The sequence below is a fragment of the Pseudomonas sp. Pseusp16 genome (assembly GCF_047324915.1).
GTDB classification, from domain to species: Bacteria; Pseudomonadota; Gammaproteobacteria; order Pseudomonadales; family Pseudomonadaceae; genus Aquipseudomonas; species Aquipseudomonas fluorescens_CD.
In genome coordinates this window covers 6,204,645-6,228,975 of sequence record NZ_CP168522.1, presented here as the reverse complement: position 1 = coordinate 6,228,975, position 24,331 = coordinate 6,204,645, and the positions used below count along the sequence as shown (strand labels likewise).

Here is a 24,331-nt window from a genome sequence, read left to right as displayed (position 1 = left end):
GATTAATCAGTAAGGCCCCATCCGACCTGCTGCGTTCCCTATCCGCAGCGGGTTGGATGTTTTTTTTAATCATTGATTACCTTCGATTGACCACAACAATCACCGGGACATAGTCCCTCCCGATGTATTTTTGGGTATGTATTGACTCCACAGCGCCCGGTCTGTCCTCCAAGGTGCGTCCACAAGCTTACCCTGTTGATAAAACAATACTTTGTCTACCACCTTAGACCGATTGCGGTACAAATAACGCAACTCTGACGACGTTAACGATGGCTGGGTTTTTTTCACAACCTGATTCATATCCAACTCATCAAGTATAAAATGAACGGCACTCCCACCCTCAGATTTCAGTATCGTCGACAATCCGGCCTTACTCGCCCGACTGAGGAACTTATGATAAAAAATTGTACCTTCAGCATCGATATATTTCTGAAATGTTTCATTTGCAGAATACCTGCCACCGGCAAGTTCAGATGCAAATTCTTTGGAAAAGCCCCAATAAACCTTGCTCGACGCAATCGAACTTTGACTTGACTTTATACGGTCATAAAACCTGTTTTCAATCTCGACGATTTGACTGGTGATCTGCGCATGCTTCTTCCGCCAAAAGTCGTTTCCTTTTTGCACATTAACGGTTGCACGCTCCCGTAGCTCATGACTTCCAGCGAAAATTACACGTTCCAGTTCCTCCCGGCCTCCGGGAGAGGATAGATGCATAAAGAACTTAGCTTCATAATACGCTAAGCGAAACCGGCCCAGGCTACTTGCAAGATTCCCGGCATCCTTTCTTGTAAAGTACATCGCCAGTACATCGCCGCGATATGTCAATTTCGCGAACCAACTCAAATACCGTTTACTTACTACGCTGGACAGTCCAAAAATCAGATCTCCATACTCAGGCTTAAAAAGCTCCTTAAAATTACTTTCTCTGCCATCTGAGTCTTTAAGACTGGCAGGATTATTTCGTACCATACAATAAAAATTCAACCCGTCGACACTTCCCGCCGGATCCGGACTCAACCAGCGCTGCCACCAGGCTATGTAATACCTGAACCCGTAATAATAAAGCCCCGTCGCATCCCGCTCTTTCCCCGAATAGCGCACCGTTTTATAACTCGCCTCAACCTCCCCTCTTCCTGCAAACCATGCGGTTGTGCCAAACGGATGATAACGCTCCTGGCTGATCACCTCGCCCGCACTGTCGAGTTCCAAGGCGCAGGAACCCAGATGATCACTCAGGCTGTAGCGCAACTGATCGTTGTCATTGTCCTTCGGCGGTGCGGACTCCCAGTGCAATACCCGCACACTACTGCGCCCGGCCTGGACGTTGATCACCTGCAACACTTCGCCCGTGCCAGCATGAGTGCGCAATTCCAGATTGGGTAGATAACGAACTTCGGAGAGAAGTGTTCGAGCATAGGTTTGCGTTGAACGGATTTTGCGTACACGCATGCCGTCGGCGCCGTAGACATAGTGTTCATTGTCATCTTCACCGCCCTCACGTTCCACGGGCCGCACTTCGGATAACTGGTTACGCAGGTCCCAACTCAGGGCCCGGCCCGGTTGCAGGTTCAGCAGATTGCCGTTGCCGTCGAAGCCATTGCGAAAATCCTCTTCGCCGGGCTCCACACCCTCCAGTACCGGCAGGCAACGATTGCTGTGCGCCGCCGCGACCAGTCGATGCCCGTGGCTTTGCGGACCTTCGTGGACCAACTCCAGCAGATTGCCGCCTGCGTCGTAGTGATAGGTCTGGCGATAATTGGCGCGGGGCGCCGGGTCATCGAGGGTCGAAAACTGCGGGCCTTTGTTAGGGCCGCCCGCTTCCCAGCCGGTGGCTTCGATCAGTTGCGACAGGCTGTCGTAGGAGTAGCGGCTGATCGGTTCGACGCGCTGGTTGGCGAAGTAGCGAATCGGCAACGCGGCATCCTCGATGCTCAGCACATTGCCTACCGGATCATAGGCGTAGCGCAGGTCTTGCAGGGCTGTGTTGCCGCGCCGGACCTGGAGGCGGGTCAGGCGGCCATTTTGCGTGTCGTATTCCAGCGTGGCGATCACACCATTGCCAGCGACTTCCCGTTCGGTCTGGCCGTGGGCGTTGTAGTCGATGGCGCTGACCAGGGTTTTTGGTGTGGATGTACCGTTGAGTTGCAGGCGGACCTCGCGCAACTGGCCGTCAAGGGTCTGATGGAATAACTGACGGTGACCCTTGGCATCGGTTTGCTGGGAGACCTCGCCCAATGCATTGACCTGCGAACGAGTGATGGCGCCCTCGCCCGGTTCCAGCAGCAACTCGCGATCCGCCACCGGCTCAGGCCAGTCCGGCAGCGACACTGCTTTCAGAAAATGCCGCGTCTGCTCCAGCACTGCGCCGTGCAATCCAGACTCGGTAAACCGCTGCGTCCCCGCCGGATCATCGTGGCGAATCAATTGGCCGCATTGGTTGCGCTCGGCAGAAGCCTGATCGCTCGCGCCGTAACCCAAGCGCTCCGTGCAAATCGCATCACCGTCCACCGCCTGCTCGAACACCAATACCGGGCGCAACAGAGCGTCGTACCGCATCCTGCGCTGCGAACCCCGGCTATCCCAGGTATGAAGCGATTGCCCCGCCTCCCCCAACAGCGCCACACGCCACCCGGCATCGACGCTGTCCGTACTCAACACTGCACCGGACAGGGCATACGTCGTTTGCAGATTGGCCGCTGCCGAAGCGTCCGGAAACAGCCGCGGGTCCCGCTGCGCAATCGCGCGGCCCGCCCAATCATGGGCCGTACGGTTGACCCTCGCCTGAGGGGGCACGCCGTCGATGTCACGCCAGTACCCCACGGCGCGTACGGGTAACCCACGAGGGTCACTTGCCGTCAGGCTCGGGGTGTGGCGGTGGATTGACAGAGTCGCTGGCACAGTAGCCGCTCCGGAATCACTCCCGCTCATCTAAGCCTGTCGATCAAGTGCCCGGCTACTGTCAGAAATTACAGGGCCGACAGATGGTCTTCCGTACCGTCGACACACCCCGCCCATCGCCAACCCCACCTGTGCTTAGGTAGGATGACCCTCTCTATTCCCGAGATCTACGTCATGTTCATCGGCGTCCTGCTGGTCATCACCTGGCTGATCCTGTTGCTGCGCTATCCGGCCAAGGCCTTGCCTGTTTCCATGGCCGCCGCCGTGGGGCTGGGCATTGTCGCTACCTGGGTCATCTGGATGGACCACCGCGAACTCAAGCAATTGCAACGCCTGGAGTTGCGCATCAGTTACGCGCCGCAGCAATGTCCCGCCGACCGCCCATTGCAATTGACCCTGAATAACGGCAATGACGTGCCGCTGACGGAACTGCGCTGGCGGGTTGCGGCCTATGCACCGGGCGACACGGTGAACCTGGCCGACAATCAATACACCGCCCCGCGCTATCGTGGCCCCGGCGAATTGCAGGCCGGTGGCAACTGGGAAGACTGCTTGCCGCTGCCGCCATTGCGCCCAGGCTACCGTCCGGAGACGCTGGAGTTTCGCGCCGAGCGATTGCACGGTAGTTTTTCCGACTGATCCTTCCTCCATTTTTTTGCACAAGGAATGCGCCATGCCCGTTGCGTTGATCACCGGTTGTTCCAGCGGCATTGGCCGCGCCCTTGCCGATGCGTTCAAGGTCGCCGGTTATGAAGTCTGGGCCAGTGCCCGCAAGGCCGAAGATGTCGCGGCACTCACCGCCGCCGGCTTCACGGCCGTGCAACTGGATGTCAACGACGCCGCGGCGCTCGAAGCCTTGAGCGAGCGAATCAACCAACAGGCCGGTGGCCTCGATGTGCTGGTCAACAACGCAGGGTATGGCGCCATGGGGCCGCTGCTCGATGGTGGTGTGCCAGCCATGCAGCGCCAGTTCGAAACCAATGTGTTCGCCATCGTCGGCGTCACCCGCGCCTTGTTCCCGGTGCTGCGTCGGGCCAAGGGGCTGGTGGTGAATATCGGTAGCGTGTCCGGCGTACTGGTCACGCCCTTTGCCGGTGCCTACTGTGCCTCGAAAGCTGCCGTGCATGCCTTGAGCGATGCCTTGCGCATGGAACTGGCGCCGTTCGGCGTGCGGGTCATGGAAGTCCAGCCGGGGGCCATCGCGTCCTGTTTCGCCAAAAATGCCGGCCACGAAGCCGAACAACTGATCAGTGAACAATCGCCGTGGTTTCCCCTGCGCGAAGGCATACGCGCCCGGGCCAGGGCTTCCCAGGACAAGCCGACTCCGGCCAGCGAGTTTGCCGCCGGATTGCTCAAGGCTGTGCAGCAGGCCAAACCGCCACGGTTGCTTCGTCTCGGCAATGGCAGTCGTGCGTTGCCGCTGATGGCAACGTTGCTGCCCAAGGGCTTGCTCGAATCCGGGTTGATGAAGCGGTTCGGGTTGCGTGGGCAGCTCTGAGACCGCGTCGACACCTTCGCGAGCAAGCCCGCTCCCACATTTGACCGAGTTGTTCCTGAAGAAACACAATCAATTGTGGGAGCGGGCTTGCTCGCGAAGAGGCCCGCACAGTCCCTACAAAACTTCAGGTAACAGCACAATGACCGACTACACCGAATACTTCGACGAAGTGATCCAGGCCCACGTGGCCATCGAACAATGGCTGGCCGAAGAACAGGACATGTCCGAACTCGAACAACTGCTGACCCGTTTTTCGCCGCAGTTTTCCATGGTCTCGCCGCTCGGTCGGGTTTTGGATTTTGACGCGCTGAACGAATTGTTCACGTTGGCGGGCGGCAAGAAGCTCGGGTTCCGCATCGCGCTCAGCGAGTTGCGTGGCATCGCGCTGCACGATGGCGGCGCGACCGTGAGTTACCGCGAGCAACAGACCGATGCGACCGGGCTGCACTCGGATCGTCGCTCCACGGTCGTGTTTGAAAAACAGACGGATGGCCGGGTGATCTGGCGGCATCTGCATGAGACGTTTTGCAAGGAGTAACGCGCGACGCCTGCCTGACGGACCGCGTTGTACCCTTCGCGAGCAAGCCCGCTCCCACACTGGATCTTCAGTGAGCTCAAGATTTGCGCACGAAGGAGATCAAATGTGGGAGCGGGCTTGCTCGCGAAGCAGGCGAACCGGTCCGACAGCTAAGCCCCACCATCCTGCTTAACCACTACCGTACAGGTAATCCCCGCCGCCAACAGCACGCCCTCCGGCACTTCATCGATGTGAATGCGCACCGGCACCCGCTGCGCCAGTCGTACCCAGTTGAAGGTCGGGTTGACATCGGCGATCAGCTCGCGGCTCTCCGGGTTGTCGCGGTCGTAGATGCCGCGCGAGATGCTTTCAACATGGCCCTTGAGCACTTCACCGCTCATCAGTTGCATGTCGGCTTTATCACCCACGCGCACGTGGGGCAGCTTGGTTTCTTCGAAGAAGCCGTAGACCCAGAACGAGTTCATGTCGACCACGGCCATTTTCGCCTCGCCGATGCGCGCGTAGTCGCCGCGATGCACGTTGAGGTTGGTCACGTAGCCGTCTACCGCTGCGCGCACTTCAGTGCGTTTGAGGTTGAGCTCGGCGGCTTCCAGTTGCGCCTGGGCCTGCTGGTAATCAGCCAGGGCCGAGTCGGCGAGATTACTGGCGTCGTCGCGGTTTTCCCGGGAAATCACCAGGTTGTCCATATCGGCGCGACGATGGGCGTTGACCTTGCGCATCTCCCAGGTCGCCTTGCGCGATGCCACCAGGCTTTGCGCCTGTTTCACCGCGAGGCGGTAGTGTTCGGGGTCGATCTGCATCAGCAAATCACCCTTCTTCACCAACTGGTTGTCGCGCACCGGCACGTCCACCACCTCGCCAGTGACGTCGGCGGCAACGTTGATGATGTCGGCCCGCACGCGGCCGTCACGGGTCCACGGCGTGTTCATGTAGTGCTCCCACAAGGAGCGGCCGATCCACAGCGCGAGGGCCAGCACCAACAGGGTCGCGAGCAGGCTGAAAAACTTTTTCATCGGGGCATTCTCAGTGATAGAGAGTCAACGGTAGACAGTCAGCGCCATGGCGCCGAACAGACAGATAAACAGACTCAGGCGCAGTAACGCCGGGTGCCAGAAGAAGCGGTACAGGTCGAACCCGGAGAGGAACCGGTCCAGTGCCCAGGCAAGTGCCGCCGCAATGAAAAACATCAGGGTCATGGTCGGCATGTACACGCCGTGGAAGGCGATTTCACGAGGCATGTTCAAGTCCTTGTGGCTTGCCGCTGGCACTGGCATGCATGTAGCCGGCGAGCGGTGATTGCGGATCGAGCAGAGAGGTGCGGATGAAGTGCAGGTAGCTCTTCACCCGGCGCAACGCCGAGGTATCGAAATGGGGAGCGAAGGGCTCGTCGGTGGACTGCACACGACTGATCGCGTGATCGACGGCGATCAGCGCACGCTCGAGGTTGCTGCCGTTCGGTTGCAGGAACAGCCGCACCAGCGCACGCCCCATCACCCGGATCGCCTGGCGCCATGGCTGGGATTCGGCATAGGCCGGATGCACCGGCAGTATCGCCTGCTCCTTGCGCAACTCGATGATCGCGTGGCCGACTTCCAGCACCACGAACATCCAGCGCAGCAAGTCCCGCTGCACTTGCGGTTGACCCGCCGCGAAGCCGTAGGCCTGATGCACCAGGTCGCGGGTGCGACTTTCGAAACTCGACGCCAGACCCTTGAGCTTGCCGCTGATGGCGTACACCACCTGAGCGCGCAGGTCCTGCTCCAGCCGGCGCCACAACCAGCGGCTATTGGGCGGCAGAATGATCGCCCCGGCCGCTGCGCACACCAGCATGCCGAGGACCATGGCGATGTAGTCGTTGATGAAGGTGTAGGGGTTGTAGACCGTGAGGTTGTCCGGCACCGAACCGGTGCTGAAAAAGATCAGCAAGCCCAGGCCGACACCGACATATTGCGGCCGCGAAGTCAGGAACGAGCCCAGCACGATCACCGGTGCGAGCATCACGCACAGCAACGGAAATCCGTCGATCCACGGGAAGATGAAAAACATCTCGACGAAGCCGATCAGCGCCCCGAGCAATGTCCCGCACGCCATTTGAAAGGCCATGCGTTTCGGGTTCGGGGTGGCGGCGGACAAGCCCACGGTCGCAGCGGCGATCAGGGTCATGGTCGCCCCGCTCGGCCAGGCGGTTGCCACCCAATAGCTGCCCAGTACCACCAGGATGAATGCTGCGCGAATCCCCGATGCCGCAGCGGCCATCCAGTTGGTTTGCGGGGTGAACGGCTCGTCCCAGCGTTCCCGTTCGTGACTGTGATCGGCCAGGGATGCGTGGGTCTGTGCATAACCGTGCAGGTCGTCGACAAAGCGATAGAGCAGCTCGTACGCGGTGTGGAAATCCAGTTGTTCGGCATCGCTCGGCTCGCTCTGCTGGAACGTTGCCCGCAGACAGCGCACTCGCGCCGGCAAGCCTTCCTTGTAGGCGCTCAGCACTGTGACCAGACGTGCCGCATCGGCGCTGGTCAGGGCACGACCGCTGAAGCCGTCGAGCAACTCGGCGAGGTCCTGCAGACCCGGCTTGATGGCCGCCACCACGGTGTCCGCTGCGCTGCTGCGCAAGCGTTCGAGCAACTGGTGCAAGGCATTGAAGCGCGTGGTGATGCTCATGAACTCGCTGTTCAGGCGACTGAGCCGGCCATTACGCCGACGCATGTGCGGGTCTTCAAAAACAGTCACGCTGCGCAAGCCTTCCAGGCCCACGGCTTCGGCGATGAAACGCACATTACCGGCCTCGAATGCCTCACGCTGACTGCGTCCGCGCAAGCCATCGGTGACGAACAGGGCGAATACGCCAAAGCGCTGATACAAGGCATTGCGCATCGCCGCGCTAGCCGATTGCGGCAGGATGGCGGCACTGATCAGGGTCGAACAGAGAATGCCCAACGAGATTTCCAGCACCCGCCAGACTGCCGCCATGAACGCCCCCTCCGGATGGGCCAGCGCGGGCAAGCCGACCATCGCCGCGGTGTATCCGGCGAGGACGAAACCGTAGGCGCGGAAGTTGCGGCAGCGGGCGGCGCCGGCCGTGCAGATACCGACCCAGATCGCCAGCGAACCGAGGAACAGTTCAGTGTTCTGCGCAAACAGCGCAATCAACGCGACCATCACCGACGAACCGGCCAGGGTGCCGAGAAAACGATAGAAGCTCTTGGCGAACACATGGCCGCTTTGCGGCTGCATGACGATGAACACGGTGATCATCGCCGTGCGCGGTTGCGGCAGTTCCAGGCGCATGGCCAGCCATAGCGTCAGGAATGCCGCGAACAGCACCTTGAAAATGTAGACCCAGGTCACGCCGTCGCTGCGTGCCCAGTCGAAGAACCCCCGGCGCCATTCCAGGGAATACAGCCAGCGCAAGGGTGCGGGCAAGGGAGTCATCAAATCCTGCTCAAAAAAATTAAGATCAGACTCAGGACCTGTGGGAGCGGGCTTGCTCGCGAAGAGGGAGTATCAGTCAGCATTTTTTCCGTCTGACAAACCGCTTTCGCGAGCAAGCCCGCTCCCACAGGGTTCGTGTTCAACGCAAAAGGCTCGGGGTTTTCGGCACTTGAGTCTGTTCGGTGTTCGGCACGTCATTGCCGGCACCGAGCCCACCGCCCAACGCCGTCACGAGTTCCGCATGGGCGCTCAAGCGCGCCGCCTGAACCTGCTGCTGCACTTGCTGCTGCTTGAACAGCAGGGTCTGGGCGTTGAGCACATTGAGGTAGTCGGTCAGGCCACGCTGGTAGGCGATCATGGCGATGTCGTAGGTCTTCTGCGCAGTGGCCACCGACTCGGCGGCGAAAGCCTGCTGCTTGTCCATGGACTCGCGGCGGATCAACTGGTCAGAGATGTTTTTCAGGGCATTGACCAGGGTCTGGTTGTACTTGGCCACGGCGATGTCGTACCCGGCGGAGGCTTCGCCCAACTCAGCGCGCAAACGTCCGCCATCGAAGATCGGCAACGAAATCGCCGGACCCACGCTGTAGTTGAGCTTCTTGCCGGTCAAGAACTCCAGCGCCCCGCCGCCGGTGGCCATGTAGCCGAGGCTGCCGACCAGGTCGACGTTGGGGTAGAAACCGGCATGGGCGACATCGATGCCCCGCGCCTGCGCCGCCACTTGCCAGCGGCTGGCAACCACGTCCGGGCGCTGCCCGAGCAACTGCGCCGGCAGCGCAGACGGCAGTTTCAGTGGCGCACCCAGCGACAGCGTTGGCCGCTGCAACTGCGCGCCTTCCCCCGGGCCCTTGCCGGCGAGAGCGGCGAGCTGGTTGCGGCTCAAGGCGATTTCTTCGTCGAGGGCATCGATCTGGCGGTGGGTTTCCGGCAACGGTGTTTCAGCCTGGCTGACTTCGAAATGAGTGCCGATGCCGCCATTCAGGCGCTTCTGTGCCAACTCGAGAATCTGCTGTTGCTGCTTCAAGGTCGCTTCGACGATGTCCCGCTGTGCGTAATGCAGCGAAAGCTCGATGTAGACCCGGGCGATGTTGTCCTGCAATTCAAGCTGGGCCTGACGAGCCTCGGCGACGGTCATGTGCGCCATGTCCACGGCGCGCTCGGTGGCATTGCTTTCGCGGCCCCAGAGGTCGAGGGCATAACTGAAGCCCAGCGCGGCGTTGTTGTCCCAGGTGGTGCTGTTGGCCAGCTCGCCGGGGCCATAGAACTGGTCGGTAGGCCAGTTGTGACGCTTGAGGATGGACTCGCCATTGATCTGCAGCGACTCGTCCGCTTGCGCCACGCCGGCCATGGACCTGGCCTGACGGACCCGGGCGGCAGCCATGGCCAGGCTCGGGCTGCCTTGCAGGGCGAGGTCGATCCAGCGGTTCAGTTGCGGGTCACCATAAGCCTGCCACCATTGCGCGGTGGGCCAGTGCGCATCTTGCGCGGCGCTCTGGATCGCTTCGTCGGTGGCCAGTGAATTGGCCTCCAGCGCCTTGTCCTGCGGGGCAATACCTCCGGTTCCGATGCAGCCGCTGATTGCCAGGGTTAAAGCCAAAACACTGAGCGGCTGAAGCGCTCTGCTGATGCGACGCGGCACTGCTGCGATTTCCTGAAATAGGGAGAGGTACGAGATTTTCTGGAAACTGGAGTTCCGCTTTTGTGGGAACGGGCTTGCTCGCGAAAGCGGTACATCAGTCGACATTGATGGTGAATGTCAGACCGTCTTCGCGAGCAAGCCCGCTCCCACAGGTTATGCGGTGGGTCGAGCCCCGGTTGCCCAAGTTGCGCAATTCTAGGGGGCGGCCTGAAAGGCGATAAGCTGGGATTCCTGTGAATCTTTGTTACCGTAAACGAGATAATCCTTAAGTCTGGGGTCTCAGACTCTGAAACTTCGTGTCACAATTTGCCATCGCACCCGAGAGCCCCCCATGGACACTTTGCAAAACATGCGCGCCTTCAGTTACGTGGCCGAAGCCGGCAGCTTCACCGCCGCCGCCATACAACTGGACACCACCACAGCCAACGTCTCGCGCGCGGTCTCCAACCTGGAAGCCCACCTGCAAACCCGCCTGCTCAACCGAACGACCCGCCGCATCGCCCTGACCGAAGCCGGCAAGCGTTACCTGTTGCGTTGCGAACAGATCCTGGCCTACGTCGAAGAAGCCGAAGCCGAGGCCAGCGACGCCCACGCACGCCCGGCCGGGCAACTGAAAGTGCACACCATGACCGGCATCGGCCAGCATTTCGTGATCGACGCCATCGCCCGCTACCGCAAGACCCACCCGGACGTGACCTTCGACCTGACCATGGCCAACCGCGTGCCGGACCTGCTCGACGAGGGTTACGACGTGTCCATCGTCCTCGCCCGCGAACTGCCGGATTCGGGTTTCGTCTCCCAGCGCCTGGGGATCACCTACAGCATCGTTTGCGCCTCGCCGGCCTACGTCAAAGCCAACGGCTGCGCACAAAAACCCAGCGACCTGCTCAACCACGCCTGCCTGCGCCTGGTCAGCCCGGTGATTCCGCTGGAGAAATGGGCCTTCGACGGCCCTGAAGGCCAGGAAATGGTCACCATCAACAGCTCACCGTTTCTGGTGAACTCCGCCGACGCGATGAAATCCGCGATCATCAGCGGCATGGGCGTTGGCGTCCTGCCGCTGTACGCCGCGATAGAAGGCCTGCGCAACGGTACGCTGGTGCGCGTGATGCCCAAATACCGCTCGCAGGAACTGAACCTGTACGCCATCTACCCGTCGCGCCAGTACCTGGACGCGAAGATCAAGACCTGGGTCGAGTACTTGCGTGGATCGTTGCCGGAATTGCTGGCCGCGCATCAGGCGGAATTGGCGGCGTATGAATTGAGCGGGAGCCTGGGTGGGGTTCGGGTGGCGAATTGAGCCTTTGTGGGAGCGAGCCTGCTCGCGAAGGCTTTGTGTCTGGCGACGTTGTTTTTGTGTACATATCCGTTTCTGCGGTAACGGCGGCTATTGGTTCCGCCCTTACGGCGGGTCACTTTCGAAGAGCGCGAAAGTAACCAAAGCGCTTTGCCCCTTACGTTCGGTGCCTCGCCAAGGCTCGGCATTCCCTCGCTCCGGTCCTGCTCCGTGGGCCTCTCGAGGGGGCAAGAAGATCAAAAGCCAAAGCAAAAGCGAGGCGGCCTGACAGCCGACCTGACCACAACTGAACGCGTTCCCCCCTGTAGGAGCGAGCCTGCTCGCGAAAAACACCAGGACACCGCGGGTATTCAGACAGCCCGCGTCATCGTTGACGTCCATCGCGAGCAAGCTCGCTCCTACAAGGCCGAGCGTTAGCTCGCCTGCCGCTCTTGATTTTGATCCACCCGCCCCCTCGGCAGGCTGAGTGGAGGTGTTCATCCGGGGATGGGCGCGCAGCGCCGTTCGACGCAGTCGAACTCATTGCATGCAGGTCGAGCGCAGCCGACCGGAGGGCAATGCCCCCGGATGAATGCCGGAGCGAAGGAACCCCGAGCCCTGGCGAGGGGCCGGACGTTCGGGGCGAGCGTTTTTTTGCTTACTTTTTTTAGGCGCTTGTAAAAAAAGTGAGTCGCCGTAAGGGCGAAACCACCAGCCGCCACAACCCAAAAAACGGATATATACACGGTCAACCAAGAATATGGTCGGCCCAGAGGCCGCCAAAGCCAAACTGACAGCGCCGTCAGTTAGCCGTCACCCTCCTGACCGGCAAACAGGTTTATAAAGGAAAATACCCACTTACCTACCGACCACCCAGCCCCGGCGCCCCACTCGCATGCGAATCCAGAAAAAACCCGCTCTGCTCGTCGCCCTTCTGATCGTCCTGGCAGCGCTGGGCCTGTGGTATGCCACCAAACCGGCCAAGGCCAAGCTCGCCGCCCCCACGGCCATCCCCGTGCGAGTGGTCGCCGTGGCAGAAAAAGACGTGCCACGTTACGTAAGCGGCATCGGTTCGGTACTGTCCCTGCACAGCGTCGTAGTCCGTCCGCAAATCGACGGCATCCTCACCAGACTGCTGGTCAAGGAAGGCCAACTGGTGAAAAAAGGTGATCTGCTGGCCACCATCGACGACCGGTCGATCCGCGCCAGTCTCGACCAGGCCCGGGCACAACTGGGCGAAAACCAGGCGCAACTGCAAGTGGCGCTGGTCAACCTCAAGCGCTACAAATTACTCAGCGTCGACGACGGGGTGTCCAAGCAGACCTACGATCAGCAACAGGCTCTGGTCAATCAACTCAAGGCCACCGCCCAAGGCAACCAGGCCTCGATTGATTCCGCTGAGGTACAGCTTTCCTACACACAAATACACTCCCCGGTCAGTGGTCGTGTCGGTATTCGCACAGTCGACGAAGGCAACTTCCTGCGCATGAGCGACGCCCAAGGCCTGTTCACCGTGACCCAGATCGACCCCATCTCCGTAGAATTTTCCCTGCCGCAGCAAATGCTGCCGACCTTGCAGGGCCTGATCAACGACCCACAGCACGCCCAGGTCAAGGCCTATATCGGCGCCGACACCGACGGTGAAACCGGCAACCTGCTCGGCGAAGGTCACCTGACCCTGATCGACAACCAGATCAACGCCAGCACCGGCACCATCCGCGCCAAGGCCGAATTCGACAATCCGGGGCAGAAGCTGTGGCCAGGCCTGCTGGTGACGGTAAAGATTCAGACTGCCCTGGACAAAGATGCGCTGGTGGTACCGCCGACCGTCGTACAACGCGGTCTGGACCAGCACTTCGTGTACCGGGTCAATGGCGACAAAGTCGAAGCCGTGCAGGTGCAGATGGTCTATCAAGGCAGCGGCCAGGACATCATCAAAGGCGTGAAGCCCGGTGATGTGCTGGTCAGCGATGGTCAGTCGCGGCTCAAGCCCGGCGCCACCGTGCAAGTACTGACCGAGCCGTCGCAAGTGGTGCAATCGGAGGCGGCGCAATGAAGGGCCACGGTTCGATATCAGCCTGGTGCATCGACCACCCGGTGGCCACGGTCCTGCTGACGTTCGCCCTGGTGCTGCTGGGCGTCATCGCGTTTCCGCGCCTGCCGGTAGCGCCGTTGCCGGAAGCAGAGTTCCCGACCATCCAGGTGGCCGCGCAACTGCCCGGCGCCAGCCCGGAAACCATGGCTTCCTCGGTGGCCACGCCCCTTGAAGTGCAATTCAGCGCCATTCCCGGCGTGACCCAGATGACCTCGAGCAGTGCACTGGGCTCGACCAACCTGACCCTGCAATTCACCCTCGACAAGAGCATCGACACCGCCGCCCAGGAAGTGCAGGCGGCGATCAATACTGCCGCGGGCAAGCTGCCCAAGGACATGCCGAACCTGCCGACCTGGCGCAAGGTCAACCCGGCCGACAGCCCGGTGCTGATCCTCAGCGTCAACTCCTCGCTGATGCCCGGCCCGGAGCTCAGCGACCTGACGGAAACCCTGTTGGCCCGTCAGCTCAGTCAGGTCGACGGTGTAGGCCAGGTCGCCATCACCGGTCAGCAGCGTCCGGCGATCCGCGTCCAGGTTTCGGCGGACAAACTCGCGGCCATCGGCCTGACCCTCGCCGACATCCGCCTGGCGATCCAGCAGACCAGCCTCAACCTGGCCAAGGGTGCGCTGTACGGGGAATCGAGCATCTCGACCCTGTCCACCAACGACCAGTTGTTCCACCCGGAGGACTACAGCCAGCTGATTGTTTCCTACAAGGACGGCGCACCCGTTCATCTGCGCGACGTCGCCAAAGTCGTCAACGGTTCGGAAGATGCCTACGTACAGGCTTGGGCGGGCACGCAACCGGGGGTGAACCTGGTGATCTTCCGCCAGCCGGGGGCCAACATCGTCGAAACCGTGGACCGCATCCAGGCCGCCTTGCCGGCGCTGGAAGCGATGCTCCCCGCCTCGGTGCAGGTCAAGACGCTGATCGACCGCACCCAGACCATCCGTGCCTCGCTGCATGAAGTGGAAATCACCCTGCTGATTGCAATCATGCTGGTAGTGGCGGTGATGGCGCTGTTCCTGCGCCAGTTGTCGGCGACCCTGATCGTCTCGGCGGTGCTGGGGGTTTCGCTGACCGCCAGCTTTGCGCTGATGTACGTCATGGGATTCAGCCTGAACAACCTGACGCTGGTGGCGATCGTGGTGGCCGTGGGCTTTGTGGTCGACGACGCGATCGTGGTGGTGGAAAACATTCACCGGCACCTGGAGGCCGGCGACGGCATGCGCGAAGCGGCGATCAAGGGCGCGGGCGAGATCGGCTTCACCGTTGTCTCGATCAGTTTTTCGCTGGTGGCGGCGTTCATCCCGCTGCTGTTCATGGGTGGCGTGGTCGGACGGTTGTTCAAGGAATTCGCCCTGACCGCCACCTCGACCATCCTGATTTCCGTGGTGGTGTCGCTGACCCTGGCGCCGACCATGGCCGCGCTGTTCATGCGCGCGCCAGTACATCATGCCCACGACAAACCGGGCTTTGGCGAGCGTCTGCTGGCATGGTACGAAAAAGGCCTGCGCCGCGCCCTCGCCCATCAGCGCTTGATGATTGGCGTGTTCTGCCTGTCACTGGGCCTGGCCGTTGCCGGGTACATTCTGATCCCGAAAGGTTTCTTCCCGATCCAGGACACCGGTTTCGTCCTCGGCACCACCGAAGCCGCTGCCGACATTTCCTACGGCGACATGGTGAAAAAACACCTGGCAATGGCGGAAATCGTCGCCGCCGACCCTGCGGTGGAAACGTTCTCGCACTCGGTCGGGGTATCCGGCAGCAACCAGACCATCGCCAACGGCCGCTTCTGGATCACCCTGAAAAAACGCAGCGACCGCGATGTCTCGGCCAGTCAGTTCATCGACCGGATTCGTCCGCAACTGATGAAAGTGCCGGGCATCGTCCTGTACCTGCGCGCCGGCCAGGACATCAACCTCAGCTCCGGCCCAAGCCGTGCCCAGTACCAATACGTACTCAAGAGCAACGACGGCGGCACACTCAGCACCTGGACCCAGCGCCTGACGGAAAAACTGCGCGCCAACCCGGCATTCCGCGACATTTCCAACGATTTGCAACTGGGCGGCAGCATTACCCACATCAGCATTGACCGCAGCGCGGCGGCGCGTTTCGGCCTGACCGCCAGCGACGTCGACGAAGCCCTGTACGATGCATTCGGCCAGCGCCAGATCAACGAATTCCAGACCCAGGTCAATCAGTACAACGTGATTCTGGAGCTGGACACCAAACAGCGCGGCAAGGCCGAAAGCCTCAACTATTTCTACCTGCGCTCGCCCCTGAGCGGGCAAATGGTGCCGTTGTCAGCCCTGGCCAAATTCGACGCGCCGACCGTCGGCCCGCTGTCCATCGCCCATGACGGCATGTTCCCGGCCGCCAACCTGTCGTTCAACCTGGCGCCGGGCGTGGCGTTGGGCGATGCGGTGATCATGCTCAACCAGGCCAAGGCCGACATCGGCATGCCGAGCGCCATCAGCGGCAATTTCCAGGGCGCGGCCCAGGCGTTCCAGAGTTCTCTGGCCAGCCAGCCGTGGCTGATTCTGGCGGCACTGGTGGCGGTGTACATCATTCTCGGCGTGCTCTACGAGAGTTTCGTCCATCCGCTGACGATCATTTCCACCTTGCCATCGGCGGGCCTCGGCGCGGTGATCATGCTGTGGATTTGCGGCCAGGACTTTTCGATCATGGCCTTGATCGGCCTGGTGCTGTTGATCGGTATCGTCAAGAAAAACGGCATCCTGATGATCGACTTCGCCCTCGAAGCGCAGCGCAATGCCGGATTGTCGCCTGAAGAAGCGATCTTCAAGGCCTGTCTCACGCGGTTCCGGCCGATCATCATGACCACCCTCGCCGCCCTGCTCGGCGCCCTGCCGCTGATGCTCGGCTACGGCACCGGCGCCGAGTTGCGCCAGCCCCTGGGGATCGCGGTGGTCGGCGGCTTGCTGGTGAGCCAGGCCCTGACGCTGTTCACCACGCCGGTCATATACTTGTGGCTGGAGCGGTTGTTTCACAGGCCCAAACCTTCGCCAGTGCCAGCGCTGGCAAGCACAGACTGAGGCAGGGTCATGCGCGTTCTGATTATCGAAGACGAGGAAAAAACCGCGGATTATCTGCACCGCGGTCTGACGGAACAGGGTTACACCGTGGATCTGGCGCGGGACGGGGTCGAAGGCCTGCACCTGGCGCTGGAGAGCGACTACGCGGTGATCGTCCTCGACGTGATGTTGCCGGGCCTCGACGGCTTCGGCGTGTTGCGCGCCCTGCGTGCGCGCAAGCAAACCCCGGTGATCATGCTCACCGCCCGCGAGCGTGTGGAGGATCGCATCAAGGGCCTGCGTGACGGCGCCGATGACTATCTGGGCAAACCGTTTTCCTTCCTTGAACTGGTGGCACGCCTGCAAGCGCTGACCCGGCGCAGCGGCGGCCATGAACCGGTGCAAGTGAGCATCGCCGACCTGTGGATAGATTTGATCAGTCGCAAGGCTACACGTGGCGGCACACGGCTGGACCTGACCGCCAAGGAGTTCTCGCTGCTCAGTGTGCTGGCTCGCCGCCAGGGTGAAATCCTCTCGAAAACCGCCATCGCCGAAATGGTCTGGGACATTAACTTCGACAGCGACGCCAACGTCGTCGAAGTCGCGATCAAACGCCTGCGGGCCAAGCTCGACGGGCCGTTCGAAGAGAAACTGCTGCACACCATTCGCGGCATGGGTTATGTGCTGGAGAGCCGTGGTGTCCAGTAATTCAATCGCCCTGCGGCTGAGCGGGATGTTCACGCTGGTGGCGCTGCTGGTGTTTCTGCTGATCGGCTGGGCACTTTATCAACAGGTGGATAAAGGCTTGGGCCTGCTGCCAGAAGCTGAACTCGATGCGCGCTACAGCGTGCTCGAGTCCACGGTCGGCCGATACGGTACGCCCGAGCATTGGGTGAAGATCAACAACAAGCTCAATCTGCTGAGCGAAGAAGACAAGCGCATCAGTTTCTGGATCATCAGCGGCGATCCGCACTATGAGTACGGCAACCTGACCCCACAGGTCCGCGCCTTTGCCCAAGGCCCGCTGGGCACAAGGGACATGCATCTGCCGGACCACCCATATCCGCTGAAAGTGCTGGTCAGCGAGTTCCCGGCCAAGGACCAGCGCCCACCACTGCGCTTCATGATCGCCATCGACACCGAAACGTTTTTCCATACCCAGCATCAACTGCTGATCGCGCTGATCAGCCTGGCGATCGTCGGCGTGCTGCTGGCCTCGGCACTGGGTTACTGGGTGGCGCGGATCGGTCTCAAGCCGCTGATCAAACTGTCCCAGGAAGCGCAGCGCCTGGCCCCGCCATTGCGCTCGGGGCGCTTGCGATTGTCACCGCTGCCGCCGGAACTCGATCAATTCGTCAGTTCGTTCAACTCGACCCTGGAACGGGTCGAGCAAGCCTACTCGCGCCTTGAGTCGTTCAATGCCGACGTCGCCCACGAATTGCGCTCGCCACTGACCAACCTGATCGGCCAGACCCAAGTCGCATTGACCCGTGGACGCTCCGCCGAGCATTACTTCGAAGTGCTGCAATCGAACCTCGAAGAGCTTGAGCGACTGCGTTCGATCATCAACGACATGCTGTTCCTCGCCAGTGCCGACCAGGGCAGCAAGGCGACCAAACTCACCTCCACCTCGCTGGCCGAAGAGGTAGCCACGACGCTGGAATATCTGGATTTCATTCTCGAAGACGCTCAGGTCCAGGTTGAGGTCAGTGGTGACGCGCAAGTGCGCATCGAGATCGCCCACCTGCGTCGGGCATTGATCAACCTGCTGAACAACGCAGTGCAGCATACGGCGCCCGGGCAGGTGATTCAGGTGCGCATTGAAGCGGAAGAACACCAGGTCAGCATCGGCGTCGCCAACCCCGGTTCGCCGATTGCCCGTGAACACCTGCCACGGCTGTTCGAGCGCTTCTATCGGGTCGATGCTTCGCGCAGCAACAGCGGCAACAATCACGGCCTGGGACTGGCCATCGTCAAGGCGATTGCATTGATGCATGGCGGCGATGTGTTCGTGCGCAGCGACCACGGGATGAATACCTTCGGCATCCACCTGCCCGTCTGATCCCTTTTCCTTTGTGGGTGCGGCCAATCAACTGTTGCCATAGACGCAACAGTCCTTTCATGAATCCGCTCTTTTTCCCTTCGCTCCAGATCCTTATCTTTGCCCGCACCAAACAGCACTTGCCAAGCAAGAAGGTTTTAAAGATGTCCAACAGTATGGGTATTGCCAGCGCTTTCGTTTTGTCCTCTTTGTTCCTGTCGCCATTGGCGATGGCGGAAGAATCGCAGACTTTCGTCGCGCATAACGCTGCACGCTCCGCGGCGTTCGAAGAGCACCGGATCGAAATGACGGCCAAGACTGCGCAAGATGCCCAGGCCCCGCAAGCATCCAGCACCCAGGCCCAGCCACGGGCCGAAAAAGACAGCTGATCCATACCTGTCGCGCCTGTTTCCCTCGACGCTTTTCATCGGCTCTTCCCTTCGAAAAGTTGTCTTCAAAGCCGCTGCTGTCAGCGGCTTTTTTTTTGTGGCGACTCAACTTTCGTTGCAATTGCTGCAACGAAAGTCACTGACACGAATGGCAATGATCAATCGTTCGAGCAACAGAAGCGATTCACTCGGCTGCTGCGTTTATGCAACTACGCTTACTACGTCCCTTTAGCAGACGTCAGCCCTATGACCGCAAGCCGCACCCCACATATTCAAGGCCCGCCCGGGCGACCGGAGATCATGGTGATCCTCGGCAGCACCCTGACCGTCATCTCGATCCTGTGCATCGTCACGTTCCTGCTGATCCGCGAACACGCCTATGCCCAGCAGACCGCCACACGCAGCGCGACCACCATTGCGCAACTGATCGATGCCGATGTCCTGCGTACGGTCGAGCTTTATGATTTGACCTTGCAGGGCCTGATCGCCGCCGCCCAACGGGACGACCTGAAACAGGTATCACCGCAGATCCGCCATCTGGTGCTGTTCGACCGCTCCACCACCGCGCGCTACAAAGGCGACATCCTGCTGCTGGACAAGCACGGCGACGTGCTGGCCGACTCATCATTGATCGAACCGAAACCGGGCAACTTCGCTGACCGCGACTATTTCCAGGCCCATGTCGCCAATCGCGACACCGGCATGTTCATCAGCCGACCGTTCAAGCCGCGCTGCGACTGCGATGACAGAGACGAATGGCGCATCAGTTTCAGCCGACGCATTTCCTCACCCACGGGTGAGTTTCTGGGGGTCGCGGTGGCGTCGATGCGCATGAGCTACTTCGATCAGCTGTTCAACAGCCTCGACATCGGCACCGGCAGTACGCTGGCGATCATCAACAATGACGGGATTCTCCTGGCGCAGAAACCGTACCGGGAACAAAACTCCATCGGCAAAAGCTTCTCCAACCGTCCCAACGTCGTACGCATACTGCAGGAGCGCAGTGGGACCTTCGAAAGCGTATCGAGTGTCGACCATCAACGACGCCTGTACACCTTTTCCCGGGTCGGCAATCTGCCGCTGACCGTCATCGTGGCCCTTTCCATCGATGAAGTGTTCGCCACCTGGAGCCGCACGGCCTATGTGATCAGCGGTGCTACCGGGGTTTTGTGCATCGGTTTGTTCTGGCTGACCTGGCTGCTCTGCCGCGAGCTGCGCCTGCGCCAACATGCCGAGCAGGAACTGTCACAACTGGCGGCCACCGATGCATTGACCGGTGTGGCCAACCGTCGATCCCTTGACCAGACGCTGCGCCATGAATGGTTTCGTGCACAGCGCAGCGGCAAGCCGTTGTCATTGCTGATGATCGATGCCGATCATTTCAAGGCCTTCAATGACCGGCACGGGCATCAGGCCGGCGACGATGCCTTGCGGGCATTGGCCGAGGTCATCCGCGCCAATGTCCATCGCCCGGCAGACCTGGTGGCGCGCTATGGTGGCGAGGAATTCTCGGTAATTCTGGCGGAAACCGGCAGTGAAGGCGCGCGGCAGATCGCCGAACATATCCGTGGGGCGGTGCAAAAACTGCCGCTGGTGGATCCGGGTGAGTCGCCGATGAGCGTGAGTATCGGCATTGCCACCTGGACGGCGACCAGCGATACCAGCCTGGAGCAATTGCTGTTCAGTGCGGACAAGGCGTTGTATCAGGCCAAGGACGGGGGGCGTAATCGGGTGGTGTGTGCCCGTTGAATTCCATACTGAATCGACTGGCCTCTTCGCGAGCAAGCCCGCTCCCACAGTTGACCGCGTCCCCCCTGTAGGAGCGAGCTTGCTCGCGATGAGGCCAGCCCAGACAATACAAACTTCAGGGCATAAAAAAAGGCCACCCGAAGGCAGCCTTTAAAAACTAGAGAGGTTTTTTGCTTACACGGCCGCAACCGGGCGCATGTAAGAGATCGGTGCAGTGCTGGCGTCTTCGAACGTCACGACTTCCCAGGCATCTGTCTGCTCAATCAACTTGCGCAGCAGCTGGTTGTTCAGTGCGTGGCCGGACTTGAAGCCCTTGAATTCACCAATCAGGCTATTGCCCAGCAGGTAGAGGTCACCAATTGCATCGAGAATCTTGTGCTTCACGAATTCGTCTTCATAGCGAAGGCCGTCTTCGTTCAGTACGCCATCGGCGTCGACCACAATAGCGTTTTCAACGCTGCCGCCGAGTGCGAGGTTGTGCTTGCGCAGGTACTCGATGTCACTCATGAAACCAAAGGTACGGGCGCGGCTGACTTCTTTTACAAACGAAGTGCTGGAAAAATCCACGCTTGCACTTTGTGTGCGGTCACGGAAAACCGGGTGATCGAAATCGATCTCGAAGCTTACCTTGAACCCGTCGAAAGGGACGAAAGTAGCGCGCTTGTCGCCATCTTCCACTGTCACTTCACGCAGGATGCGGATGAACTTCTTGGCGGCGTCCTGTTCTTCCAGGCCAGCCGATTGAATCAGGAATACGAAAGGTCCGGCGCTACCATCCATGATCGGGACTTCGGACGCGGAGAGCTCGACGTAGGCGTTATCGATGCCCAGGCCTGCCATGGCCGAGAGCAGGTGCTCTACCGTGTCCACTTTGACGTCACCGTTAACCAGCGTGGTCGACATAGTGGTTTCACCAACGTTTTCCGCGCGGGCAGGAATCTGCACCACGGGATCGAGGTCGGCGCGACAAAACACGATGCCGGTGTCGACAGGCGCTGGCTTGAGGGTCAGGTAGACCTTCTCCCCGGAGTGCAGGCCGACACCTGTGGCACGGATAATATTCTTCAGGGTGCGTTGTTTAATCATGGCATGGGCCGCTTCAGCGCAAATTGCGAACTGGTATCAACAAAGGCTGGCGATGATAGCAGACCAGGCCTTTGCTGAACACCAATCACCCTAATACCCCTGATACATTTCATCAATCGGCCTGTCGACGCAGGAAAGCCGGGATGTCCAGGTAGTCCAGGTCATCTTGCGGATTCATCTTCGCGGCAGCCGCAGCACCGGCCTGGGCCTGGTTGCGCATGACGGTCGGACGGTCCAGGTCACGGTAGTTCACCGCTGGAGCTTCCTGACGAACAGGGGCCTGTTGTTGTGGCTGTGCAGACATCGAGGTGTGGACGGTGTTGTCGATGACCTTCACAGGCTTCTCGATTTTAGCGCCCAGGCCTGTGGCAACGACGGTCACGTGCAGCTCGTCGCGCATGTCCGGATCGATAACGGTACCAACCTTGACCATCGCGTGCTCGGAGGCGAATGCCTCGATGATGCTACCCACGTCGGAGTATTCACCCAGGGACAGATCCGGACCGGCGGTAATGTTCACCAGGATGCCGCGAGCGCCTTGCAGGTTCACGTCTTCCAGCAGCGGGTTGCGAATGGCCGCTTCGGTGGCTTCGCGTGCACGGTTCGGACCGCTGGCGCAGCCAGTGCCCATCATCGCCATGCCCATTTCGCTCATCACGGTACGCACGTCGGCGAAGTCGACGTTGATCATGCCCGGACGCTTGATGATGTCGGAGATACCGCGAACGGCACCGGCCAGTACATCGTCAGCCTTGGCGAAAGCCGACAGCAGGCTTGCGTCTTTACCGAGGATGGTCAGCAGCTTCTCGTTGGGAATGGTGATCAACGAGTCGACGCTTTCGGAGAGCATGCGAATGCCTTCGTCGGCGATCTGCATACGCTTGCGGCCTTCGAACGGGAACGGACGGGTCACCACCGCAACGGTGAGGATGCCCATTTCCTTGGCCACTTCGGCGATGATCGGCGCAGCACCGGTACCGGTACCGCCGCCCATGCCAGTGGTGATGAACACCATGTTGGTGCCGGCCAGCACTTCGGCAATGCGCTCACGGTCTTCCAGAGCGGCTTGACGGCCGACTTCAGGGTTGGCGCCAGCGCCCAGGCCCTTGGTCACACCGGTGCCCAGTTGCAGGATGGTGCGCGCGCCGATGTTTTTCAGCGCTTGAGCATCGGTGTTGGCGCAGATGAACTCGACGCCTTCGATGTTGCTCTTGACCATGTGGTTGACAGCGTTGCCGCCGCCACCGCCGACACCGATAACTTTGATTACCGGGCTTGCGGGGATGTTGTCTACGAGTTCGAACATTTTCCCTCTCCTTTACATTCTCTAGTTTTTTCGCCTACTGCGTGCTTCGGTGGAACGGTGTAGCGGTAAATCTTCAGAAATTGCCCTGGACCCACTTCTTCAGGCGGTCCAGCAGCGGAGCCTGTGGCTCTTCGTTGCTGTAGCTGTCGCGGCTGCCGATGCCCGAGAACGAGATGCCGTCGGACTGCTTCTGCAGGCCGTACATCAACAGGCCGACGCCGGTGGAATAGATCGGGTTGCGTACTACGTCATCCAGACCCTTCACGCCGTGAGGCACGCCCAGGCGGACCGGCATATGGAAGATTTCCTCGGCCAGTTCGGTAGCGCCTTCCATCTTCGACGTACCGCCGGTCAGCACGATGCCGGCCGGGATCAGGTCTTCGTAGCCGCTGCGGCGCAGTTCGGCCTGGATCAGCGTGAACAGTTCGTCGTAGCGCGGCTCGACCACTTCGGCCAGGGCCTGGCGGGACAGCTCACGCGGCGGACGGTCGCCAACGCTTGGCACCTTGATGGTTTCACCGGCACCGGCCAGCTTGGCCAGGGCGCAGGCGTAGCGAATCTTGATTTCTTCGGCGTACTGGGTCGGAGTGCGCAACGCCATGGCGATGTCGTTGGTCACCTGGTCACCGGCAATCGGGATCACCGCGGTGTGACGGATCGCGCCTTCGGTGAAGATCGCGATGTCGGTGGTGCCGCCACCGATGTCCACCAGGCACACGCCCAGCTCTTTCTCGTCATCGGTCAGCACCGAGTACGCGGAAGCAAGCTGTTCGAGAATGATGTCGTCGATTTCCAGACCGCAGCGACGCACGCATTTTTCAATGTTCTGTGCGGCGTTGACGGCGCAGGTGACCACGTGGACCTTGGCCTCCAGACGCACGCCGGACATGCCCAGCGGCTCGCGGACGCCTTCCTGGTTATCGATCACATAATCCTGCGGCAGGGTGTGCAGCACGCGCTGGTCAGCCGGAATCGCCACGGCCTGGGCTGCGTCGAGCACACGCTCAAGGTCCGCCGAGCTGACTTCGCGATCGCGAATCGCCACGATGCCGTGGGAGTTCAGGCTGCGGATGTGATTGCCGGCCACGCCGACGAACGCCGAGTGAATGCGGCAACCAGCCATCAGCTGCGCTTCTTCGATGGCGCGCTGGATCGATTGCACGGTGGACTCGATGTTCACCACCACGCCTTTTTTCAGGCCTCGGGACGGATGGGTGCCGATCCCGACGATTTCCAGCGTGCCGTCGTCCGCGACCTCGCCCACCAGCGCCACCACCTTGGAGGTGCCGATATCGAGACCGACGATCATTTTGCCGCTTTGCACGTTTGCCATGGGTCCTGCC

General features: G+C 60.6%; 18 protein-coding genes. 10 read left to right on the top strand and 8 right to left on the bottom strand.

From position 1 onward, the window contains the following. Nucleotides 1–99 precede the first annotated feature (99 nt). Nucleotides 100–2,901 carry an RHS repeat-associated core domain-containing protein gene (locus ACEN8Q_RS28340; protein ID WP_413704041.1) on the bottom strand — a complete coding sequence of 934 codons (2,802 nt, stop codon included), beginning with the start codon at nt 2,899–2,901 and terminating at the stop codon, nt 100–102. A 174-nt stretch (nt 2,902–3,075) separates the two neighbouring features. Here ACEN8Q_RS28340 and ACEN8Q_RS28335 point away from each other — a divergent pair, with 174 nt between their 5' ends. The 3 genes from ACEN8Q_RS28335 (at nt 3,076) to ACEN8Q_RS28325 (ending at nt 4,937) form a co-directional block, all read left to right on the top strand. Then, the gene (locus tag ACEN8Q_RS28335) at nt 3,076–3,540 is read left to right on the top strand and encodes a multidrug transporter (RefSeq protein ID WP_413425858.1); all 465 of its coding nucleotides are present in this window, start codon (nt 3,076–3,078) and stop codon (nt 3,538–3,540) included. A 34-nt stretch (nt 3,541–3,574) separates the two neighbouring features. Next, the gene (locus tag ACEN8Q_RS28330; RefSeq protein ID WP_413425849.1) at nt 3,575–4,399 is read left to right on the top strand and encodes an SDR family oxidoreductase; all 825 of its coding nucleotides are present in this window, start codon (nt 3,575–3,577) and stop codon (nt 4,397–4,399) included. A 139-nt stretch (nt 4,400–4,538) separates the two neighbouring features. After that, nucleotides 4,539–4,937 carry a DUF4440 domain-containing protein gene (locus ACEN8Q_RS28325; RefSeq protein ID WP_413425851.1) on the top strand — a complete coding sequence of 133 codons (399 nt, stop codon included), beginning with the start codon at nt 4,539–4,541 and terminating at the stop codon, nt 4,935–4,937. Between the two features lie 149 nt (nt 4,938–5,086). On the opposite strand, the gene ACEN8Q_RS28320 is transcribed toward ACEN8Q_RS28325, so the two are convergent. From ACEN8Q_RS28320 to ACEN8Q_RS28305, 4 genes are all read right to left on the bottom strand, one after another. Next, nucleotides 5,087–5,950, bottom strand: a complete 864-nt coding sequence (locus ACEN8Q_RS28320) for an efflux RND transporter periplasmic adaptor subunit (RefSeq protein WP_413704040.1) — start codon at nt 5,948–5,950, stop codon at nt 5,087–5,089. Between the two features lie 24 nt (nt 5,951–5,974). Continuing rightward, entirely contained in the window at nt 5,975–6,175 is a 201-nt protein-coding gene (locus ACEN8Q_RS28315) for a DUF1656 domain-containing protein (RefSeq protein ID WP_413704039.1), read from the bottom strand. Next, nucleotides 6,165–8,369 carry an FUSC family protein gene (locus ACEN8Q_RS28310; RefSeq protein ID WP_413704038.1) on the bottom strand — a complete coding sequence of 735 codons (2,205 nt, stop codon included), beginning with the start codon at nt 8,367–8,369 and terminating at the stop codon, nt 6,165–6,167. Before ACEN8Q_RS28310 ends, ACEN8Q_RS28315 begins: the two co-directional genes overlap by 11 nt. A 139-nt stretch (nt 8,370–8,508) precedes the next feature. After that, complete coding sequence (locus tag ACEN8Q_RS28305; RefSeq protein ID WP_413704037.1) at nt 8,509–10,008, bottom strand: efflux transporter outer membrane subunit; 1,500 nt, start codon at nt 10,006–10,008, stop codon at nt 8,509–8,511. Between the two features lie 331 nt (nt 10,009–10,339). On the opposite strand from ACEN8Q_RS28305, the gene ACEN8Q_RS28300 reads away from it, so the two are divergent. The 7 genes from ACEN8Q_RS28300 to ACEN8Q_RS28270 all read left to right on the top strand — a co-directional run bounded on the left by ACEN8Q_RS28300 (nt 10,340) and on the right by ACEN8Q_RS28270 (nt 20,596). Then, nucleotides 10,340–11,308, top strand: a complete 969-nt coding sequence (locus tag ACEN8Q_RS28300) for a LysR family transcriptional regulator (protein ID WP_413428901.1) — start codon at nt 10,340–10,342, stop codon at nt 11,306–11,308. Nucleotides 11,309–12,179: 871 nt separating this feature from the next. After that, a complete protein-coding gene (locus tag ACEN8Q_RS28295) occupies nt 12,180–13,340 on the top strand; it encodes an efflux RND transporter periplasmic adaptor subunit (protein ID WP_413428116.1) in 1,161 nt (386 codons plus the stop codon). Beyond that, nucleotides 13,337–16,438: a multidrug efflux RND transporter permease subunit gene (locus tag ACEN8Q_RS28290; protein ID WP_413428115.1), complete on the top strand. Its 3,102-nt coding sequence runs from the start codon at nt 13,337–13,339 to the stop codon at nt 16,436–16,438. Before ACEN8Q_RS28295 ends, ACEN8Q_RS28290 begins: the two co-directional genes overlap by 4 nt. A gap of 9 nt (nt 16,439–16,447) precedes the next feature. After that, complete coding sequence (locus tag ACEN8Q_RS28285) at nt 16,448–17,125, top strand: heavy metal response regulator transcription factor (RefSeq protein WP_007998286.1); 678 nt, start codon at nt 16,448–16,450, stop codon at nt 17,123–17,125. Then, entirely contained in the window at nt 17,115–18,479 is a 1,365-nt protein-coding gene (locus ACEN8Q_RS28280) for a heavy metal sensor histidine kinase (RefSeq protein ID WP_413428114.1), read from the top strand. The genes ACEN8Q_RS28285 and ACEN8Q_RS28280 overlap by 11 nt, the downstream gene beginning before the upstream one ends. 143 nt (nt 18,480–18,622) lie before the next feature. Beyond that, the gene (locus ACEN8Q_RS28275) at nt 18,623–18,847 is read left to right on the top strand and encodes a hypothetical protein (RefSeq protein WP_413428117.1); all 225 of its coding nucleotides are present in this window, start codon (nt 18,623–18,625) and stop codon (nt 18,845–18,847) included. A gap of 246 nt (nt 18,848–19,093) precedes the next feature. Further along, nucleotides 19,094–20,596, top strand: a complete 1,503-nt coding sequence (locus ACEN8Q_RS28270; RefSeq protein ID WP_413704036.1) for a diguanylate cyclase — start codon at nt 19,094–19,096, stop codon at nt 20,594–20,596. 174 nt (nt 20,597–20,770) lie between these two features. On the opposite strand, the gene lpxC is transcribed toward ACEN8Q_RS28270, so the two are convergent. From lpxC to ftsA, 3 genes are all read right to left on the bottom strand, one after another. Further along, nucleotides 20,771–21,682: a UDP-3-O-acyl-N-acetylglucosamine deacetylase gene (gene lpxC / locus ACEN8Q_RS28265; protein ID WP_008016709.1), complete on the bottom strand. Its 912-nt coding sequence runs from the start codon at nt 21,680–21,682 to the stop codon at nt 20,771–20,773. A 112-nt stretch (nt 21,683–21,794) separates the two neighbouring features. Beyond that, the gene (ftsZ, locus tag ACEN8Q_RS28260; protein ID WP_223548556.1) at nt 21,795–22,988 is read right to left on the bottom strand and encodes a cell division protein FtsZ; all 1,194 of its coding nucleotides are present in this window, start codon (nt 22,986–22,988) and stop codon (nt 21,795–21,797) included. A 73-nt stretch (nt 22,989–23,061) separates the two neighbouring features. Continuing rightward, entirely contained in the window at nt 23,062–24,321 is a 1,260-nt protein-coding gene (ftsA, locus tag ACEN8Q_RS28255; RefSeq protein ID WP_007989901.1) for a cell division protein FtsA, read from the bottom strand. Between the last annotated feature and the right edge of the window lie 10 nt (nt 24,322–24,331).

What these genes read in the sequence shown, in the direction of transcription:
- ACEN8Q_RS28325 (WP_413425851.1), top strand. Translation starts at nt 4,539, where the DNA reads ATGACCGACTACACCGAATACTTCGACGAAGTGATCCAGGCCCACGTG.
- lpxC (WP_008016709.1), bottom strand. Translation starts at nt 21,682, where the DNA reads ATGATTAAACAACGCACCCTGAAGAATATTATCCGTGCCACAGGTGTC.
- ACEN8Q_RS28330 (WP_413425849.1), top strand. Translation starts at nt 3,575, where the DNA reads ATGCCCGTTGCGTTGATCACCGGTTGTTCCAGCGGCATTGGCCGCGCC.
- ACEN8Q_RS28275 (WP_413428117.1), top strand. Translation starts at nt 18,623, where the DNA reads ATGTCCAACAGTATGGGTATTGCCAGCGCTTTCGTTTTGTCCTCTTTG.
- ACEN8Q_RS28295 (WP_413428116.1), top strand. Translation starts at nt 12,180, where the DNA reads ATGCGAATCCAGAAAAAACCCGCTCTGCTCGTCGCCCTTCTGATCGTC.
- ACEN8Q_RS28285 (WP_007998286.1), top strand. Translation starts at nt 16,448, where the DNA reads ATGCGCGTTCTGATTATCGAAGACGAGGAAAAAACCGCGGATTATCTG.
- ftsZ (WP_223548556.1), bottom strand. Translation starts at nt 22,988, where the DNA reads ATGTTCGAACTCGTAGACAACATCCCCGCAAGCCCGGTAATCAAAGTT.
- ACEN8Q_RS28290 (WP_413428115.1), top strand. Translation starts at nt 13,337, where the DNA reads ATGAAGGGCCACGGTTCGATATCAGCCTGGTGCATCGACCACCCGGTG.
- ACEN8Q_RS28335 (WP_413425858.1), top strand. Translation starts at nt 3,076, where the DNA reads ATGTTCATCGGCGTCCTGCTGGTCATCACCTGGCTGATCCTGTTGCTG.
- ACEN8Q_RS28320 (WP_413704040.1), bottom strand. Translation starts at nt 5,950, where the DNA reads ATGAAAAAGTTTTTCAGCCTGCTCGCGACCCTGTTGGTGCTGGCCCTC.
- ACEN8Q_RS28270 (WP_413704036.1), top strand. Translation starts at nt 19,094, where the DNA reads ATGACCGCAAGCCGCACCCCACATATTCAAGGCCCGCCCGGGCGACCG.
- ftsA (WP_007989901.1), bottom strand. Translation starts at nt 24,321, where the DNA reads ATGGCAAACGTGCAAAGCGGCAAAATGATCGTCGGTCTCGATATCGGC.
- ACEN8Q_RS28300 (WP_413428901.1), top strand. Translation starts at nt 10,340, where the DNA reads ATGGACACTTTGCAAAACATGCGCGCCTTCAGTTACGTGGCCGAAGCC.
- ACEN8Q_RS28310 (WP_413704038.1), bottom strand. Translation starts at nt 8,369, where the DNA reads ATGACTCCCTTGCCCGCACCCTTGCGCTGGCTGTATTCCCTGGAATGG.
- ACEN8Q_RS28315 (WP_413704039.1), bottom strand. Translation starts at nt 6,175, where the DNA reads ATGCCTCGTGAAATCGCCTTCCACGGCGTGTACATGCCGACCATGACC.